The organism is Paludibacter jiangxiensis, assembly GCF_001618385.1.
Classification (GTDB): domain Bacteria; phylum Bacteroidota; class Bacteroidia; order Bacteroidales; family Paludibacteraceae; genus Microbacter; species Microbacter jiangxiensis.
In genome coordinates this window covers 354,881-374,449 of record NZ_BDCR01000001.1, presented here as the reverse complement: position 1 = coordinate 374,449, position 19,569 = coordinate 354,881, and the positions used below count along the sequence as shown (strand labels likewise).

Below are 19,569 nucleotides of genomic sequence, written 5' to 3'. Positions count from 1 at the left end.
CCGTCAGAATGTCTTTTCAATATTTTGTTCGCGGTGAAACAATGATACTTTTACGTCAAACTTCTTGGCAATATGTTCGGCCAAATGTTGGGCGCTATAGACCGAGCGGTGTTGCCCGCCGGTGCATCCGAACGAAAACATCAGGTGAGAAAATTTCCGTTCGATATAACGCTGCACATGTGCATCTGCCAAAGGATAAATATGATCCAGGAACGTTGTTATGCCTCCGTCTTCTTCCAAAAAGTCGATTACTTCTTTGTCGAGGCCGGTAAAATGTTTGTAATGTTCGTATTTGCCCGGATTGTTGATGGAACGGCAATCGAATACATAGCCACCACCATTACCCGAAATGTCATCGGGGATTCCTTTTTTATAAGCAAAGCTGTATATAGTTACCTCCAGTTTGCGAGTTCCGCTCAGGTCGGCAAACTGTTTCATTTTAGTCAGTTGTCTCAATACGTCATTCAGGTAGGGATATTCTTCAATTTCACCTTCGGAAAGAATGCGGCGCAGATTGTCGATTGCATACGGTACGCTTTGCATAAAGTGAGGTTTCTTTTCAAAATAACCTCTGAAGCCGTATGCACCCAGAACCTGCATTGTTCTGAAAATCACGAAATGGCGCAATTGCGTCCTGAAATCGGCTTCGTCAACAGGAGTCAGCTTGCGCAACGCTTCCAGATAAGTTTGCAGCAGTTCTTCTCTCAATTCGTCGGAATATTGCGCCTTGGCTTGCCACAAAAATGATGCAACGTCATAGTAAACAGGTCCTTTTCGTCCGCCCTGAAAGTCGATGAAATAGGGATTGCCATCCACAACCATCACATTGCGGGACTGAAAATCGCGGTATAAAAATGTACTTGCCTGATCCCGGAGCAGGGTGGTCGCCATTTTTTCAAAATCATCTTCCATACGGCTTTCATTGAACTCCAAACCCGTAGCTTTCAGAAAGCAATATTTGAAATAGTTCAAATCCCACAGGATCATTCGCTTGTCAAATTCGGGACGTGGATAGCAGTGGGAAAAATCGAGTCCCTGTGCGCCCAATACCTGAAACCCGGGAAGCTGGGCAATCACTTTATGGAGTAATGCTTTTTCGTTATCGTCAAAACTTCCGCAACTCCGGCCTTTGGAAATGGCATCAAAAAGTAATGTATCTCCAAGATCTTCCTGCAGGTAGCAGTGAAAATCTTCGGAATGAGCCAGCACCTTTGGTACCGGCAATCCTTTTGTGCGGAAATGAGTGTCAAGTAGCCAGAAAGCTTTGTTTTCTTCGACAGAAGTGCCCAGCACGCCTATCAGTACCTGTTTTTTGCCCGTCAACCTGAAATAGCGGCGGTTACTGCCCGATGAGGGCAATTCATATATATCTTCCAGCGCTTCGCCGGTGGTCTGCGCGAAAAGAGATTTCAAGGTTTCCATTTCGTTAAATTTATCTTGCAAAAGTAAACAAAAAGCTTGGATGTTCAACGGAATTAAGAAGCCAAACACTCAAACCTTTCTTCAACTGAAAACCAATTTGTTAATAACTTTTAGAAGCCCAAAAAGATTAGATTTCGCGATATTGTCGTAACTTTGCAGCGTAATAACAAGGAGTATAAATGAAGGGCTACAATCAGGAATTCATCTTCGACGAAGAATCGCAAGAGGTAGTGCGTCGCTATGAACAGGCAGTGCAGAACCGTACGGTAGGCTATTTCGATGTTGAAGAGTTGGAAGTTATCGTAGATTACTATCTCAACTGTGGCAAACCGAAAGAGTCCTCGAAAGCCATTGATCTGGGCATGACCCTGCATCCGGGCAGCACTGTTTTACAAACCAAACGGGCAAAAGTTTACCTCGCCTCCGGAGATGCACGTAAAGCACTCCAAATTCTCGAACGAATCCATACCACCAATGATGCTGAAACCGAATTGTTGAAAGGGGAAGCCTTGCTGCGCCTTAACCACGAATCGGAAGCTCATCTTGTTTTTTCAAGACTGGCAGACAATGCACACTCTGATGTGCCCAATCTCTGCCTCGATATTGCTCATGTGTATATTTCAAACGGGTTTTACAAACGGGCATTGATTTATCTTGAAAAAGGTCTTGCGGAAGATTCTGCTGATGCCGATTTGCTGCAGGATGCCGCGTTTTGCTACGAACAGTTGGATCAGGCGCAAACGGCCATCGATTACTACAACAGGATAATTGATGCAGATGCTTATTCTTTGGAAGCATGGTTCAACCTTGGTTTGGTATATTTCAATCAGGCAAATTATTCTCAGGCGCTTGAAGCTTTCGATTATGTGACTGTCATTGACGAAGAAGACTTCGGCGGATGGTTGCAAAAAGGAAATACTCTTTTCCATCTCAACCGTTTTGAAGACTCGCTCGAATGCTATCGCAGGTGTGAGGAAAAAGTGGCATATCCGGACTTGTTGCAGGTATTCATGGGCGAATGCTATGAAAAACTGGATGAGTACAATAATGCCAAGACCTGCTATAAGCGTGCGTTGGAAATTAACGACAAAAATCCGGATGCATGGACCGGAATGGGAATTTGCAGCCTTGAACTCGAGGCACCGGAAGAGAGCATCGAATACCTTCACAAGGCACTGGAACTTGACTCTGAAAACTTTGAAACATGGGTGTATCTTGCTGAGGCATATGTTAATACTAACAAAATAAAGGAAGCTGAACGAGCGTACAAAAAATCGCTGAAACTGGAACAGCACCAGCCGGATACTTGGATTGCGCTTGGCAATATTTATATTGACATTGCGCTTTACCAGTCGGCTCTGGATTGTTATCTGGAAGCTTATAATCAAGATAGTTCGCTGGAAAATATCAATCTGTTTCTGGCTATTGCATACTACAAACTCAGCGAATATAAAAAAGCAATTCCGCTGTTGGAAAAAGCGCTTGAGCTAAATCCCGAAGCATCTACCATATTTCTGGACATTTGTCCGGAAGCGAGAGAAATTATCAACAAGGATAAAAATCACTAACATACAATTCACATCGCGCAAATAATCCGGAGTGATCAGGAATGCGCATTAACAAAGACTTCTTTTCATGGGAATTACCGAACGAATTGCCATTGCGGCCGTATCAATTATCAGTGCAAGTGCCTATCCGGGCATTTTTGTTTTAATGATGCTCGAAAGCATGTTCTTTCCTGTGCCGAGCGAAGCGGTAATGCCATTCGCGGGATTTCTCATTGTTGACGGTACCCTGACGTGGACAGGTACCATCTTTTTTGCAACTCTCGGTAGTTTGGTTGGTTCCGGAATCTCTTACGCAATTGGATATTATGGCGGAAAAACGTTTATAACCAAATTCGGAAAGTTCTTCCTGTTGAAGGAAAAGCATCTCGAAATGTCGGAACGATTCTTTACCAAGCACGGACAAATCACAATCTTTGCTGCCCGTTTTATTCCGGTTGTTCGCCATTTTATCAGCATTCCTGCCGGAGCCGGCAAAATGAATTTCCTGAAATTCTGTATTTACACTGTTTTAGGAGCCGGTATCTGGAACGCCTTCCTTACATTTCTGGGATATAAACTCAAGCAAAACTGGGAAACAGTGATGCAGTACAGTCACTACATCGATACCGGAGTTTTGGTTGTATTGGTTATTGCTTTGGGTTATTATATCTACAAGATTTACAAAAACCTCACCAGTAAGAAGTCTGAAAATTAACGTTTTTGTCCACCATGAAATCGTATCGCAAAGAACTTTGGTTTGAGACTACCCAAAGACGCCAGTTCGTCAATATTACATCGCATGTGGAAGCTTGCCTTCGAGAAAGTGGAATCAACGAAGGTTTGGTTCTCGTTAATGCCATGCACATTACGGCCAGCGTTTTCATTAATGATGACGAAGGCGGATTGCATCACGATATGGAGGTGTGGCTCGAAAAACTGGCTCCCGAAAAACCCTATAGTCAGTATCAACATAACGGTTATGAAGATAATGGAGATGCTCATCTCAAGCGTCAGATAATGGGGCGTGAAGTCGTTGTGGCTATTACCAAAGGAAAGCTTGATTTCGGACCATGGGAGCAGATTTTTTATGGGGAATTTGACGGTATGCGTAAAAAAAGAGTGCTGGTGAAAATTATCGGCGAATAAAAATTCAACTATGAGGGTTCGTTCATTTATGCGTTTTTCGGTCGGATTGTGGTGCTGTTCCTTATTGCTGTTGTGTGGTTCATGCAGGCAGCAGCCACAGGTACCTTCCAATATTCCCGTTCCCGACGAAGAAAAAGAAAACCTCATCACTCTGAATAAAGCGATTCTTAATAATGAGGAGCGACAAATTGAAAAATATATAGCCGACAAACATTTACGTCTCGAGAAAGACAGTCTTGGGTTCTGGTGTTCCCGTTCTTTAACGAACAGGAAAGCGGTTGCTAAATCGCAACAAGCTGTTACTTACCAATATTCCATCACACTGCTTGATGGGAAATTTTGTTATTCCAATCTCAATTCTCCCCGCAAAACCACTATCCGGTTAGGTAAAGGCGAAAGTTTTACCGGCCTTGATATGGCTCTGCGCAAGATGAAGCCCGGAGAACAATTCGATTTTATTTTCCCGTCTATTCTTGCTTACGGCGTGAGTGGTGACGGACACCACATTCCTCCTTATTCCGCGTTGTTTTGTACTGTGAAGTTAATCGGCAGTTCAGATAACTAATTCTTCTGCCTTCTTTTTCCTTGGATTTTAATGGCCGGTTTGAGCTTAAGATGTTATAACGTAATTAAAGAAAAACAGGCAACATTTTTAGGCAAACAGCGTTATTAATAGTACATTTGCAATTCAATACCACTTTTTGCCTCGTATGAAGCAACGACTACGCAACATATTCATATACACATCAGCCGTTTTTATGTTTTTTGGTTGTACAACATCCAAGAATACATGGTTGACCCGCAATATGAACGCGTTTACCACGCGGTACAATATTTATTTTAATGGTTATCAAAGTTATAAAGAGGGGATAGATGCCATTAACAGAGCCCAGAGAGATAACTATTCTCAATTGCTTTCGATGTATCCTATAAGTCAGCATTCCAATGCAGATGCTGCCAAATCAAAAATGGATGTGACGATTGAGAAATGCCGCAAAGCGATTAAACAGCGCTCGATAAAAGTAAAGCCCAAAAAGAATTTCTCGAAAAAGAAGGATCCGGCATACATTGCATTTATGAGCAAAGAAGAGTATAATCCGATGGTGGTGCGCTCCTGGTTATTGCTTGCACAGGCTGAATTTCATAAGGCTGATTTTCTCGGCGCAATGGGTACATACGCGTACATAATCAAACATTTTGGAATAGATGCTGATGTGGCCGACGAAGCTCAAATAGGCAGAGCACGTTGTTTTTCCGAAATGGGATGGAGTTATGAGGCGGAAGACGCCCTGAATAAAGTCAGTACGAAGAATTCCCTGAACAAAAGAATAAATGGCATTTATGCTGCAGCCAGCGCAGATCTCCTGTTGAAAGAAAAACGCTATGCAGATGCCATTCCTTTCCTGAAAACCGCTGCCGAAAACGAAAGTAACCGTTTTTTGAGTGCCCGCTTCAATTTTATTCTGGGACAGTTGAGTTCACGTTTCAATGATAAGACAACAGCTTATGCAGCTTTTACGGCTGCCATCAAATCCAGCACATCGTACGATATGGAACTGGCCGCCCGCTTGCAACGAGCTCAGGTAGCCGGAGAAAAAACCGACAAAGTGTTGGCTGAACTTCGAAAAATGGCAAAATCTCCCCGCAATAAGGAATATGCCGATCAGATTTATGTTGTAATGGGGAATATTTACCTGAACGACAATAAAAAGGATAAGGCAATTGAGAATTATCTGACCGCGATTAATTCAAAGAACCCGGATAATCCCGATAAGATGACGGCGAACATTAAGTTGGGAGATCTTTATTACAACGACAAAGCTTATCTGAAGGCTCAGCCTTGTTATGCTTCTGCTGCAAAACAGATTAAGGTTGATAATGAGGATTTTGAAAGGGTAACCAAACGTGCTGAGGTGCTAAACGAGCTTGCCGGATACAACAGCACAGTGCACGTGCAGGATAGTTTGCAACATCTTGCCAAATTGCCTGAGAAAGAAAGACTGGATGCCATTAACAATGTCATTTCAAACATCAGAAAAGCGGAGCAGGATGCGCAGAAAGCTCAACTGGCGGCTCAGCAGCAGCAACAACTGCTTATGCAACAGGCTCAAAATAATGGTTTTTCGGATATCGGTACTTTCGGGCAGCCCAACGCAGCGGCCTCGGCAGGAGCTGCATCAAATAGCAACAGTTGGTATTTCTACAACCGGATGACGGTTCAGAGTGGAATAACTCAGTTTCAGCAATTGTGGGGCAATCGTAAGCTGGAAGATGACTGGCGTCGTACAGACAAATCAAATATTACCAATGATTTGCAATCTATTGTGCAAACATCGTTGGCTGGTAATCAGGATAAGGACAATGCTAAAAAAGAGGAAGATAAATACAAACCCGAATTTTATCTTGCTCAACTTCCAAAAACACCTGCCGATATTGCCAAGTCAAACAGTATGATAAGCAAGGCGTTGTTCAACATGGGGCAGCTTTATGAGCGCAAACTGGAAGACGAACCGATGGCTATTGCCACATACGAAGAACTTCATCGTCGTTTTGGTGCAGATTCTACATGGATTGATGCGTACTATTCGCTTTATGCTCTCAATAAGAAGGCCGGTAAAACCACCGAATCCGAACAATACAAGGCGATTATTACGAATAGCTTCCCAACTTCAAAATATGCTTTGATGCTGGCTCATCCGGAGTATACACAACAGCAACAACAAATCTTGCAGCAACAGGAAACGCTTTACGAGTCCACTTTTGAAGCTTATACCCGCAACGATTTCCAAACGGTAATGAACAATTACAAACAGGCTAATGCTACCTATCCGTTTGCAGAACTGATGCCGAAGTTTAGTTTGCTCAATGCGTTGAGCATCGGTAAAAGCGTTGATCAACAGGGTATGAGAATTGCGATGGAGGAGTTGGTTAAGAAATATCCGCAAAGCGACGTTGTAAGCACTGCGAAGGATATGTTAGCGCTGCTGGGGCAGGGGAAAGTGGTGACAAAGGGCAGTTCGTACGGCAATCTTATTTCCAAACAGCAGGAAGAACTTGCCAAACAGGAAAACCAGCCGGCGCCTAAATTCACATCAACTCTCAATAACCGGCATTTGCTGTTGCTTCCGGTTACATCCGATTCTGTAGATGTCAATCGGTTGCTCTATAAAGTTGCAAGTTATAACTTCAATTATTTCGTGCTGAAAGATTTCGATTTGGATGTGCGGTCTCTTGGAAATAACCTTCGGTTAATTGTTATCGCTGATTTTCCATCGTTCGGCGATGCACATTTCTATCAACGTTCTCTTGCCGAAGAGGCATCTTTGCAAAAAGTGCTCACAGCAGCCGGAGTTCACCCTGTAGTTATTTCGGAAGAGAACCTGAAAGCGCTTCAGGTCGGACAAAATTTCGATGATTATCTGAACTTCTATCAGAATACATTGATTCCAGCGCAGGCAGCCGAAGAAAAAGCTAATAAATAAACTCAACCAGACATTGTTATCATGACTATAAAGACTTTCGTGTTTAGTCCGTTCATGGAAAACACCTACGTGGCATACGATGAAACCAAAGAGTGCATTATCATTGACCCGGGGTGTGTGACCGAATCGGAGCAAAAAGCATTACAGCAATTTATTGCGGACAATCAACTCTCCGTTAAACATCTGATAAATACACATCTTCATCTCGACCATGCTTTTGGCAATCTTTTTGTGGAAAGAACCTACGGGGTTTTGGCAAAAGCTCACAAGGCAGATGAATTTCTGCTTCAGCAAATCCGCTCGCAGGCCGAAATGTTCGGGATGGTTTATAACGAGCAACCGGAACTGAAGGAGTACCTGACAGAGGAAGATGCGGTTTCCTTTGGAAATGTTACGCTTACATCTATTCACGTGCCGGGTCACTCGCCCGGAAGCCTCTGCTTTTATGATGCTTCTTCGTCTGTGCTTTTTGCCGGCGATGTGTTGTTTCAGGGCAGTATTGGTCGCACAGATCTTCCCAAAGGTAATTACGAACAACTGATTGACGGCATTACCGACAAATTGTTGGTGCTACCCGAAGAAACCACGGTCTATTGCGGCCATGGTCCGACTACTACAATCGGTTACGAGAAGGCGAATAATCCGTATTTGTAAATGTCAGCATATAATCTTATAACCATTCTCGGCCCGACAGCCACCGGTAAAACCACGGTAGCAACGCATCTGGCTCGTGCCATCGACGGGGAAATTATCAGTGCCGATTCACGCCAGATTTATCGGGGTATGGATCTCGGTACGGGAAAAGATCTATCGGAATATGTCATTGACGGGCAACCTGTCCCTTACCACCTTATTGATATTGTGGATGCCGGTTATAAATACAACGTTTTCGAGTATCAGCGTGATTTTCTGCAGGCTTTTGCCGATATAAGCAAACGTAATAAAATTCCGGTTCTTTGTGGCGGTACAGGCCTTTATATTGAGGCAATTCTGAAAGGTTACCGGCTTATTCAGGTGCCCGACAATCTGGAATTCCGCAAGCAATTCGAGGGCAAAACGCTTGAAGAGCTGACTCAAATATTAAGTACGTACAAAACTCTGCATAATACCACCGATGTTGATACTGTAAAGCGGGCTATCCGTGCTATCGAAATTGCAGAATATTACCAGCATCACCCGGAAATAAAAACCGATTATCCTGATATTCGTCCTCTGATTGTCGGACTTGATATTTCGCGTGACGAACGCCGAGCCCGGATTACCAGTCGGCTCAAAACCAGGCTGGAGGAAGGAATGGTCGACGAAGTACGCCGCCTGCTCGATAGTGGCATCGCCCCCGATGACCTTATTTATTACGGGCTGGAATACAAATACCTTACGCTATACGTTACCGGCCGTCTTACATTTGAAGAGATGTTTTCCCAGCTCGAAATGGAGATTCACCGTTTTGCAAAACGGCAAATGACCTGGTTTCGTGGGATGGAAAGACGGGGGCTCTCTATTCATTGGATAGATGCTTCGCTGCCATTGTCTGATAAAATTCAGGCTATCCGGAATTTGTGGTAATATTCTCACTGTCAACTTTGTCGAAAGGTTGCATTTTTATGACAATTGGGTTTAGAAATACCACAACGAATATTTTACTGCAAAAATGTGGCAAATAATTACTACCTTTGTGCTTTCGTTTTTGTAGGAAACGGAATAGGGCAAAGAAACAATTAACTCGCAATATTTCAAGGAGAAAGGTTTTTGTTATCATTAACAAAAACCTTTCTTGCAGAACAAACCACAATTATTTTTTGTAGTGAAAGAGACTAAGTACATTTTCGTTACGGGAGGCGTGATTTCATCATTGGGAAAAGGAATCATAGCCGCATCGTTAGGGAAGCTGCTGCAGGCACGCGGCTTCAAAGTGACCAACCAAAAACTGGACCCTTATATCAACGTTGACCCCGGAACCCTCAATCCGTATGAACACGGGGAATGTTATGTAACCGTTGACGGACATGAGGCCGACCTTGACCTCGGTCACTACGAACGATTTGTAAATGAACCGATGCACCGTGCCAACAACGTTACTACCGGTTACATTTATCAAAAGGTAATCAACAAAGAACGTCATGGCGACTATCTTGGAAAAACCGTCCAGATTATCCCTCACATTACAGACGAAATCAAAGAAAATATTCTGAAACTTGGTAAGACCGGGGAATATGACTTTGTAATCACCGAAATTGGTGGTACTGTGGGTGATATCGAATCATTACCCTATATTGAGAGCGTTCGTCAGTTGAAGTGGGAACTTGGAAACAAATGTCTCAACATTCATCTTACTTACGTGCCTTACATTGCTGCGGCAAAGGAAGTGAAAACAAAACCGACTCAACACTCTGTAAAAGAGCTGCAGCAAGCCGGAGTTCAGCCTGACGTTTTGGTTCTGAGAACAGAACGCCCGTTGTCTGCTGATGTTCGTCGCAAAGTTGCTCTTTTTTGTAATGTAGCTCCTGATGCAGTTGTTCAATCGGTGGATGTTCCTATCATTTACGAAGTTCCTTTGAAAATGGAAGAAGAAGGGTTGGATGAAATCGTGCTGCGCAAACTGGGCTGCCCGACAGAACCCAAACCCGATATGAAGCAATGGATTTACATCGTGGACAAAATGAAAAATGCCACCAAACCTGTCAAAATCGGGTTAGTTGGTAAATATGTCGAATTGCCGGATGCTTACAAATCCATCAATGAGTCATTGTTGCATGCTTCGGCCTACAATGATCGCAAGCTGACACTCGAACTCATTCACTCCGAGAAACTGAATGCCGAAAATGCGATGGATCTGCTCGGAGAACTCGATGGCATACTTATTGCACCGGGTTTTGGTAACCGTGGAATTGAAGGGAAGATCGAAGCAATCCGCTTTGCCCGCGAAAATGATATTCCTTGTCTGGGTATTTGTCTGGGTATGCAATGTATGGTCATTGAATTCGGACGTAACGTTTTAGGTTTTGCCGATGCCAACTCTACGGAGTTTGACCTGAATACCCGCCATAATGTCATTGACATGATGGAAGAACAGAAAACGATCCTGAATATGGGTGGTACAATGCGTTTGGGCGCTTACCCTTGTCATTTGGAACCGGATTCGCTGGCATATAAAGTTTACGGTAAAGATACCATCAAAGAACGTCACCGTCATCGCTACGAATTTAACAACGACTACCGCGAACAATACGAGCAAGCCGGTATTAAGTGTAGCGGTATTAATCCGGATTCCAATCTGGTGGAAATTGTTGAAATTCCATCTAAAAAATGGTTTATCGGAACTCAGTTCCATCCTGAATACAGCAGTACTGTTGTGAACCCACATCCGTTGTTTATTCAGTTCATTAAAGCAGCTATTAATAAATAAGATAACAACTAAAAACCTTATCCCAATCGCAATTAAAACAACCTTATGGATAAAAATACGATTCTCGGATTTGTCTTAATTATTCTGATTCTTGTCGGCTTCTCTGTGCTTAACCGCCCTTCAAAAGAGCAGGTTGCAGCTCAACGGGCACAGGACTCCATTGCGGCTGTACAAAAAACAGCACAGGAGCAAGCCGCAGTGGCAGCTAAAAATGCAGCTCAGGTTGCCTCCGATTCTCTGATCGCAAAGAACGATACAGCCTCTATCAATGCTGCGTTTGGTCCTTTGGCACCAGCAGGAACAGGTACAGAACAGCTATTCACAGTAGAGAATAAAGTGGTTAAAATCACATTCTCTAACAAAGGTGGTCGTCTCTATTCAGTGCAACTGAAAAACTACCAGACACATGATTCGTTGCCTTTGATATTGTTTGATAAAAACGAAAGCAATTTCGGATTTACTTTCGCAACCAATAATAACAGAGTTCTTAGTACGCAGAACCTTTATTTTGAACCGATTGGTATTTCACAAAACCAAACCGTTACCGATTCTCCAAAATCGTACACTTTTCGTTTGAAAGCCACCAACGGTTCGTATCTTGATTTCGTGTACACCCTCGCTCCTGACGACTACATGGTTAAACTTGAAGTTAAAGGCAAGGGAATGGAATCTGTGTTGGCTCCTAACACCGATCGTCTGGAATTGAACTGGAACGCGAAAATCCGTCAGCAGGAAAAAGGGCGTAAATTTGAAGCTCGTTACACCGGTTTGTTCTATAAATACATTGCCGAAAATGTAAACAACCTGAAGCAAAGCGGACATGATGAACAAAATCTTCCGAATCAGCTGCAATGGGTGGCATTTAAAGACCAGTTCTTCAGTAGCGTCCTCGTAGCCGATAAAGCCTTTACATCAAGCACTCTCGAAAGCTCATTCGATGATAACGTTAACTCGAAATACATCAGCGAATGCAAAGCGAAAATGAGCGTTGGATTTGATCCTAAAAGCACTGCGGCAACAAGCTTCCGTTTCTATTTCGTTCCGAACAAATTTAACCTGTTGGCTAAATACGATAAAGGCGTAGATAACGACAAGAAAATGCGCCTGACCAAACTGGTTCCGCTCGGCTGGGGTATTTTTGGTTGGATTAACCAATATGCCATCATTCCGATGTTTAACTTCTTCGGAAGCTTTATCGGAAGCTTTGGTTTGATTATTCTTTTGATGACGGTTGTTATCAAATTTGTACTCTTCCCGATGACCTATAAATCATATATGTCGTCAGCCAAGATGCGTGTACTGAAACCTCAGATAGACGAAATCAACGCTAAGATTCCTTCCGAAAAGGCAATGGAACGTCAGAAAGCGACTATGGATCTTTATCGAAAGGTGGGCGTAAGTCCAATGAGCGGTTGTTTGCCGATGCTGCTACAGTTGCCGATTTTGATCGCGATGTTCAACTTCTTTCCGGCGTCTATCGAGTTGCGTCATCAGAGCTTCCTCTGGGCAAAAGACCTTTCTTCTTATGATGCGGTGATCACCTGGAACGCAACCATTCCTTTTATCACTACCTATTTCGGGAATCATATCAGTCTCTTCTGTTTATTGATGACTATTGTCAGCTTTATTTACACAAAGATCAATATGCAGTCGCAGATGGCCACAAACCAACAAATGCCGGGAATGAACATCATTATGTATTTCACCCCGATTATGATGTGGTTCTGGTTTAACGACTATGCCTCCGGTTTGAGCTACTACTATTTCTTGTCAACCTTGATTACGATCGCGCAGACTTATGCAATTCGCAGCTTTGTGAATGAAGACAAGCTTTTAATGCAATTGGAAGCTAATAAGAAAAAGCCTTCGAAAAAGAAAAAAGGTGGCTTTATGGATCGTCTGGAACAAATGCAGCGCGAACAGGCTCAACGCCAAAAAGCTGCGTCTTCCAAGAAAAAATAAATCGGTCAGACTTACTTCGCAAAGACAAAATTGCACATGAGGTATTTCATTATTGCCGGCGAAGCATCGGGCGACTTACATGGGTCTAATCTGATGCGGGAAATCAAAAACACCGACCGGGAAGCTGAATTTTGCTTCCTGGGAGGTGATATGATGTCGGTTGTAGGTGGAAAACCTCTTATTCATTACAGACAGATGGCCTTCATGGGCGTCGTATCGGTGATTCTTCATTTGAGAACCGTATTGCGAAACTTGTATGTCTGTAAAAAAACACTTCGTACTTTCTCTCCTGATGTTCTGATTTTGATTGATTATCCGAGCTTTAACCTGCGTATTGCAAAATATGCGAAACAAAAGCTGGGGGTCAAAATCTTTTATTACATCTCTCCTAAATTGTGGGCCTGGAAAGAATATCGTATTAAACATATTAAGGCATTAGTCGATAATATGTTTTGCATCTTTCCCTTCGAAATTGACTTTTATAAAAAGCACGATTACACGAAGACTTTGTACGTGGGTAATCCTTTGATGGATGCCATTGATACCCGCCCCGAAAAAGGAGAGCCATTTTCTGCATTTGTGCGCCGCAATAAGCTGGAACAAAAGCCGATTGTTGCGCTTCTGGCCGGTAGTCGGAAAAAAGAAATTGCGGATAATCTCCCCATGATGGCGTCTATTATGAATGAGTTTCCTGAATGCCAGTTTGTCGTTGCAGGTGCTCCGGGTATTGTAACTTCATATTATACGCAATTTATTGCAGGTCACAATGTGAAAATTGTATTCGGCCAAACTTATGCTTTGCTTCAGCAAGCTTCGGCGGCATTGGTAACCTCCGGAACGGCCACTCTGGAGACTGCACTCCTGAATATTCCTCAGGTAGTGACTTACAACGTGAAATTTGGTCGTATCATTCTCTTCCTTTACAAAATTCTCATTCATACGCCTTACTTTTCTCTGGTGAATATCATCACGGGGAAGCCTGTCGTTAAAGAATTGCTTGGGTCGCAAGTGACGCAGCAAGCGTTGAAAGATGAATTAAAAAGCTTACTCTACAATATTTCATACAGAAAACAAATGCTGCATGAATACCAGCTTTTGCACAAACAGCTGGGCAGTGCCGGAGCTTCTAAAACTGCTGCAGAAGCTATGGTGCAACTACTTACTTCAAAGGTTGACTAAAGCAACCTTATTTTGCTTTCTCAAAAGATAAAAAAGCACCTGTAATAATCAAAAAATGGTTATATTTGGCACTTTATTGCATCCTCATGCAACGTTTTACTATCCAAAACCATCTATATCAACAGTGAATGTACATTGCCCGGGAAGAATCACAATTAATTGAAGATTGCCAAAAGCGGATTGCTGCTGCACAACGGCAGCTCTATGAGCAATATTCACGCAAGATGATGGGTGTGTGCATGCGGTATGTCAATAATTATGAGACAGCCAGAGATTTGATGCACGATGGGTTTATCAAGATTTTCCTGAATATAAGCTCGTTTGCCCACGAAGGATCTTTCGAGGGTTGGATGCGGCGTATCTTTGTAACTACGTCGCTGGAGTTTCTTCGGAAGAATGATGTTCTGCGAGAGAGTTATGATTTGGCGACTTCTTATGAAGTGCAGGAAAATGACGAAACAATTATTGAGCGGATCTCGACTGATGAATTACGCGAAATTATTGCAGGTCTGCCGGCTGGTTTTCGGTCGGTGTTCAACTTGTATGCTATAGAAGGATATAGTCACAAGGAAATTGGTGAAATGCTCGGTATTGCCGAAAGCACGTCACGATCGCAGTTTGCCAGAGCCCGTGCTCTGTTGCAACAAAAAATGGTAGAAATCTATGGATACTCACAAGTATAAAGAAAACGACACATTAATCCGGCAGAAGTTCGACAATTACGAGGTTGAGCTGCCGTCTGATGATTGGGCTGTTTTTAGTCAGAAGCTGGCTGAAGCACAACCCAAGCGTCGTCGCTTTGTGTGGTATTATGTGGCAGCTGCCGCTTCGATTATTGGAGTTTTGTTTGTCGGAGTTTCATATCTGTCCAACGGCCGGGTGTCTACGGGAGGTAACCTTGCGGTACAGTCTTCGAATCACAACGCAGGGCTTAATTCAGCAAAATCAACCATCCGTCCCCTGGTAAATGAAAAAGAAGACGGTTCGCAACAAAAGCCGTTAGCCCTTGCTTCTAACCCGTCCACTGTTCATGCTGCTAACAGCGTTGCAACTAAAACACAGGAACAAGCCCAAACTGCTACGGTATTGCTTTCAGAATCAAAGGGACAAAATATATCTGTTGCAGGTAAGGATGCAGATAACGCTCAGCAGGTAGCAGTTGTTGCAGCCAAGCCTGTTGTAAATGATTTTGATACTGCCGGCTATATTACGCATCCCGTAAAACAGTATGCGGAGTTGCCAAATTTGCCTGTTGAGGATTCAAAAGCTGCATTCACGACCGGCAAAAAGCAATCAACTGGGTCGAATAATCTGGTTCATTGGCTTGCCGGAAACTTTCAGGGAAATTTGGGACTGTCGTCGGGCGCAGGAACTGATCTGACATCAAGCGAATCTATTAGTTCGCACCTTTTCTCCCGGGTGTCACAAGCAGATGCATTGCTGGCTTCATCTACTCCCACGCTCATCAGTTTCTCTGATAAGAAGACTTATTATGTGCCAATGTCTTTTGGGCTAACGGCCGGAATGCCGATTGGTAATAGGTGGGAATTGCAAAGCGGAATAGTATATACCCTTCTTATAACTACAGGAGAACTTCAGTCTTCTTCTAATGTGAAGGCTACCGGGCGCATAGAGCAACATTACATCGGCGTGCCGGTTTCTTTAGCCTATGCGTTTATTAAGCAACCTTCCTTCTCGGTATATCTGACGGGTGGGGGACGAATTGAAAAAGGAATCTCTCTCGTTGAAAAAATTTATACTTACAACTCTCAAAATATTCCAACAGAACAGGAACGCTATCATTACTCCATTAGTGGCGTTCAGGTGGCACTGGAAGCCGGAATCGGAGCAAGCTATCGCTTATATCGCTTCATTAGCTGGTATGCTGAAATTGGCGGCGCATGGTATGTGCCCTGCAACCAACCGGAGAGCTCACGTACGGAGCATCCTTTGAATGCCGCTCTCAAAACCGGTTTAAGATTTTCCCTGATTAAATAGAATAAATGCTTTAAATGCAAAAAATGGGACTTTTCACAAAGTCCCATTTTTTATTGCTAATAGGTATTAGTTTTTTTAAGGCAAAAAAGATTGTGTAGTTTTAACGATGACAAATTTCGTCCTTTTTGAAATACTGGCCAAATGTTTTCGTATGCTTTACAACATGTTTTGATAGATTTTTTCTACTTTTTAGGGTGTAATTTTAACATTTCGCATTTATCTTCCACGCCGGTTTGATTGCCATTCTCCCAATAAATAAGTACATTTGCGAGCGCTAGACCCCACAAAGATAGCACATAGCAACACGCCTCAGACAAATCAATATCAATTTATCAAATATGAACAAAATCTTAAAGAAGGAGCATTTTTCACCCAATGTATTACATTTTGAAGTGGAAGCTCCTCAAATTGCCAAAACACGCAAAGCCGGTCATTTTGTACTGGTAAAAGTTGGAGAGAAGGGAGAACGCATACCATTAACCATTGCTGCGTCTGACCCTGTAAAAGGAAGTATATCGTTGGTTGTGCAACGTGTTGGTGTCTCTTCAGCTAAATTATGTGACCTGAATGAAGGTGATTATATAACCGATCTCGTTGGTCCGTTGGGGAAAGCTACTCATATTGAAAACTACGGTACTGTAGTTTGCGCTGGAGGAGGAGTTGGTGTTGCACCTCTGTTACCAATAGTGGAAGCTATGAAAAAGGCTGGAAATCGTGTTATAACGGTTCTTGCAGCCCGTTCCAAAGATCTTGTGATTCTCGAAGAACAGATGCGAGCTAATTCTGATGAAGTAATTGTCATGACAGACGATGGTAGCTATGGCAAACAAGGCTTGGTTACTGCGGGGATTGAAGAGGTGCTGCTCAGAGAAAAAGTAGATATGTGTGTGACGGTTGGTCCTGCTATCATGATGAAATTTGTGGCATTGCTCACCAAGAAATATAATGTGCCTACTATGGCTTCGCTCAACACTATTATGGTAGACGGTACCGGTATGTGTGGTGCTTGTCGTATTACTGTCGGCGGAAAAATAAAATTTGTTTGTGTAGACGGTCCTGAATTCGACGCTCACGAAGTGGATTTTGATGAAATGCAAATGAGACTCAACTCCTACAAAGAAATCGAGACCGAAGCAATGAAACATTACATCGAAACCGCAGCCATTTGATCCGGTGATGTCTATCTCTTATTAAATCAACTTTCAATCCCATGAATATGGACAATAATACAAAAAGAAATGAGCCGTGGCGTGAAGAGCTGCGGAAATCTATAAAGAATAAAGAACGTGCAGATAAGTCTCGCGTTCACATGCGCGAGCTCCCTGCTGACTACCGAAATAAAAACAATGAAGAGGTAAACTGCGGATTAACAAAGGAAGAGGCTTTGAACGAAGCAAAACGTTGCCTTGACTGTCCCGCTCCATCATGCACAAACGGTTGCCCTGTAGGTATTGATATCCCTCAATTTGTAAAAAATATTGAGAGAGGCGAAATTCTTGAAGCGGCCAAAATAATAAAACAAACCAGTGCTTTGCCTGCCGTTTGTAGTCGTGTGTGTCCTCAGGAAAAACAGTGTGAAGCCGAATGTATCTACGCGCAAAAAATGGGCAAGGAAGCAGTCGCAATTGGGTATCTCGAACGTTTTGCAGCCGATTATGAACGCGAAAGCGGCCAAATGGCAGTGCCTGAATGCGCTCCTTCTAATGGCATAAAGGTTGCTGCTGTCGGTTCTGGGCCTGCCGGGTTAGCCTTTGCCAGCGATATGGCAAAAAGAGGCTATTCTGTGACCGTATTTGAGGCTTTGCACGAAATTGGAGGTGTACTTAAGTATGGAATTCCCGAGTTCCGTCTTCCTAATTCTATAATCGATGTGGAAATTGAAATGCTCAAGAAACTGGGCGTGGAAATTGTAACCAACTGCATCGTTGGAAAAACCATCACATTTGAAGATTTACAGGCGCAGGGATACAAAGCTTTGTTCGTAGGCAGCGGAGCCGGATTGCCCCGTTTTATGAATATTCCAGGCGAAAATCTCATTGGAGTTATGTCGTCCAACGAATACCTTACCCGTATTAACCTGATGGGTGCATTGCGGGACGGAGATACACCTGTGCTGTCAGGAAAGAATGTTGCCATTATTGGAGGTGGTAATACGGCTATGGATGCTGTTCGTACAGCCAAACGACTGGGAGCCGAACATGCGATGATCGTTTACAGACGTTCTGAAGCCGAAATGCCTGCTCGTATTGAAGAAATCAAACATGCCAAAGAAGAAGGCGTGGAATTTATGCCACTGCACAATCCGATCGAATACATAGGCGATGAAAAAGGTCGCGTAAAACAAATGCGACTTCAGAAAATGGAGCTTGGAGAACCTGATGCATCAGGTCGGAGAAGCCCTGTTGAAATTCCGGGTGCCATTGAAACGATTGATGTTGACACGGTAATCGTAAGTATTGGGGTGTCTCCTAATCCTTTGGTGCCAAGTTCAATAAAGGATTTGTCCGTGTCGAAATGGGGAACCATTACCGTTAATGACGGAATGCAATCTTCGGTTCCGACTATTTTTGCCGGAGGTGACATTGTCAGGGGCGGGGCAACCGTGATACTTGCAATGGGCGATGGCAGAAGGGCTGCAGCTGCAATGGATGAATATCTAAAATCTTGTTGATAAATTTATTTGACTTTTTGTATCCGAATCTACAAATAAGGATGTATTTTTGCCAAAGAAAAAAGAGAAGTGGTTACCGATTGGTAAGCTTCTGACAAACAATCTTTCTTGTAAAATAGATTCAACTAAAAACTCATAATAATTATGGCGCACGAGATTACAGACGGCAACTTTGAGGAAATCCTCAAGTCAAATAAAGTAGTAGTGGTGGATTTTTGGGCAGAATGGTGTGGCCCCTGCCGCATGGTTGCTCCTATAGTAGAAGAATTGGCAGAACAATTCAAAGAACAGGCCTTTATCGGTAAATTGAATGTCGATGATAATCCTGACAGTCCTGAAAAATTCCTGATTCGCAATATTCCTACAATTCTTTTGTTTAAGGATGGCGAATTAGCTGATAAGATAGTGGGTGCATTGCCAAAACAAGCATTACAGGCCAAAATTGAAGCTTTATTATAATTGCAGTTATTATCATGTAAGAAGAGCGTATTGAACTTGTTTCAATACGCTCTTTGTTTATTAGGGCATAAAAAAAGCGTTCGTCAAACGAACGCTTCTATGTTTTACTGAAAGAAGAGCGATAATAACTCGTCTTGCTTTGCATTGCGCTTTTTCCTCTTTTTGGGAATAGCACCATTCAGTTTCAATTCAGGTTCTGCTTCTGCTACTTCAGCAACAATTTCGTTGTCGTCGAACAATGTCACTTCCGGTATTTCGGGCTCGAATAGAAGAGGAGATTCTTCTGTTACAGCCTGA

Annotated in this window: 16 protein-coding genes; 15 read left to right on the top strand and 1 reads right to left on the bottom strand. The window is 43.0% G+C overall.

Features of this window, described 5'->3' with window-relative positions; all coding sequences use genetic code 11:
- Nucleotides 1-3: 3 nt before the first annotated feature.
- On the bottom strand, nucleotides 4-1,422 hold the full coding sequence (locus PJIAN_RS01440; protein WP_068701316.1) for a RapZ C-terminal domain-containing protein: 1,419 nt from the start codon (nucleotides 1,420-1,422) through the stop codon (nucleotides 4-6).
- A 179-nt stretch (nucleotides 1,423-1,601) separates the two neighbouring features.
- Here PJIAN_RS01440 and PJIAN_RS01435 point away from each other — a divergent pair, with 179 nt between their 5' ends.
- The 15 genes from PJIAN_RS01435 to trxA all read left to right on the top strand — a co-directional run bounded on the left by PJIAN_RS01435 (nucleotide 1,602) and on the right by trxA (nucleotide 19,272).
- Entirely contained in the window at nucleotides 1,602-2,990 is a 1,389-nt protein-coding gene (locus tag PJIAN_RS01435) for a tetratricopeptide repeat protein (protein ID WP_068701314.1), read from the top strand.
- Between the two features lie 67 nt (nucleotides 2,991-3,057).
- Nucleotides 3,058-3,684, top strand: a complete 627-nt coding sequence (locus PJIAN_RS01430) for a DedA family protein (protein WP_068701312.1) — start codon at nucleotides 3,058-3,060, stop codon at nucleotides 3,682-3,684.
- A 14-nt stretch (nucleotides 3,685-3,698) separates the two neighbouring features.
- Nucleotides 3,699-4,115 (top strand): secondary thiamine-phosphate synthase enzyme YjbQ, encoded by a 417-nt coding sequence (locus tag PJIAN_RS01425; RefSeq protein ID WP_068701310.1) that lies wholly within the window; start codon nucleotides 3,699-3,701, stop codon nucleotides 4,113-4,115.
- Between the two features lie 10 nt (nucleotides 4,116-4,125).
- Entirely contained in the window at nucleotides 4,126-4,680 is a 555-nt protein-coding gene (locus PJIAN_RS01420; protein ID WP_084252206.1) for an FKBP-type peptidyl-prolyl cis-trans isomerase, read from the top strand.
- Nucleotides 4,681-4,825: 145 nt separating this feature from the next.
- Nucleotides 4,826-7,597 (top strand): type IX secretion system periplasmic lipoprotein PorW/SprE, encoded by a 2,772-nt coding sequence (gene porW, locus PJIAN_RS01415; protein ID WP_068701306.1) that lies wholly within the window; start codon nucleotides 4,826-4,828, stop codon nucleotides 7,595-7,597.
- Between the two features lie 21 nt (nucleotides 7,598-7,618).
- Complete coding sequence (locus PJIAN_RS01410; RefSeq protein ID WP_068701304.1) at nucleotides 7,619-8,251, top strand: MBL fold metallo-hydrolase; 633 nt, start codon at nucleotides 7,619-7,621, stop codon at nucleotides 8,249-8,251.
- The gene (miaA, locus tag PJIAN_RS01405) at nucleotides 8,252-9,163 is read left to right on the top strand and encodes a tRNA (adenosine(37)-N6)-dimethylallyltransferase MiaA (protein WP_068701302.1); all 912 of its coding nucleotides are present in this window, start codon (nucleotides 8,252-8,254) and stop codon (nucleotides 9,161-9,163) included.
- A gap of 238 nt (nucleotides 9,164-9,401) precedes the next feature.
- Nucleotides 9,402-11,003, top strand: coding sequence for a CTP synthase (gene pyrG / locus PJIAN_RS01395; RefSeq protein WP_068702667.1), 1,602 nt, complete (start codon nucleotides 9,402-9,404; stop codon nucleotides 11,001-11,003).
- A 45-nt stretch (nucleotides 11,004-11,048) separates the two neighbouring features.
- Complete coding sequence (yidC, locus tag PJIAN_RS01390; protein WP_068701297.1) at nucleotides 11,049-12,965, top strand: membrane protein insertase YidC; 1,917 nt, start codon at nucleotides 11,049-11,051, stop codon at nucleotides 12,963-12,965.
- Between the two features lie 36 nt (nucleotides 12,966-13,001).
- Nucleotides 13,002-14,144 (top strand): lipid-A-disaccharide synthase, encoded by a 1,143-nt coding sequence (lpxB, locus tag PJIAN_RS01385; RefSeq protein ID WP_068701295.1) that lies wholly within the window; start codon nucleotides 13,002-13,004, stop codon nucleotides 14,142-14,144.
- 128 nt (nucleotides 14,145-14,272) lie between these two features.
- Nucleotides 14,273-14,827, top strand: coding sequence for an RNA polymerase sigma factor (locus PJIAN_RS01380; protein WP_068701294.1), 555 nt, complete (start codon nucleotides 14,273-14,275; stop codon nucleotides 14,825-14,827).
- Nucleotides 14,808-16,142 carry an outer membrane beta-barrel protein gene (locus tag PJIAN_RS01375; protein WP_068701292.1) on the top strand — a complete coding sequence of 445 codons (1,335 nt, stop codon included), beginning with the start codon at nucleotides 14,808-14,810 and terminating at the stop codon, nucleotides 16,140-16,142. The genes PJIAN_RS01380 and PJIAN_RS01375 overlap by 20 nt, the downstream gene beginning before the upstream one ends.
- A 338-nt stretch (nucleotides 16,143-16,480) precedes the next feature.
- Nucleotides 16,481-17,311 carry a sulfide/dihydroorotate dehydrogenase-like FAD/NAD-binding protein gene (locus PJIAN_RS01370; protein ID WP_068701290.1) on the top strand — a complete coding sequence of 277 codons (831 nt, stop codon included), beginning with the start codon at nucleotides 16,481-16,483 and terminating at the stop codon, nucleotides 17,309-17,311.
- Nucleotides 17,312-17,358: 47 nt separating this feature from the next.
- Nucleotides 17,359-18,813, top strand: a complete 1,455-nt coding sequence (gltA, locus tag PJIAN_RS01365; protein ID WP_236714357.1) for an NADPH-dependent glutamate synthase — start codon at nucleotides 17,359-17,361, stop codon at nucleotides 18,811-18,813.
- 144 nt (nucleotides 18,814-18,957) lie between these two features.
- Complete coding sequence (gene trxA, locus PJIAN_RS01360) at nucleotides 18,958-19,272, top strand: thioredoxin (protein ID WP_068701286.1); 315 nt, start codon at nucleotides 18,958-18,960, stop codon at nucleotides 19,270-19,272.
- The last annotated feature ends 297 nt before the right edge of the window (nucleotides 19,273-19,569 follow it).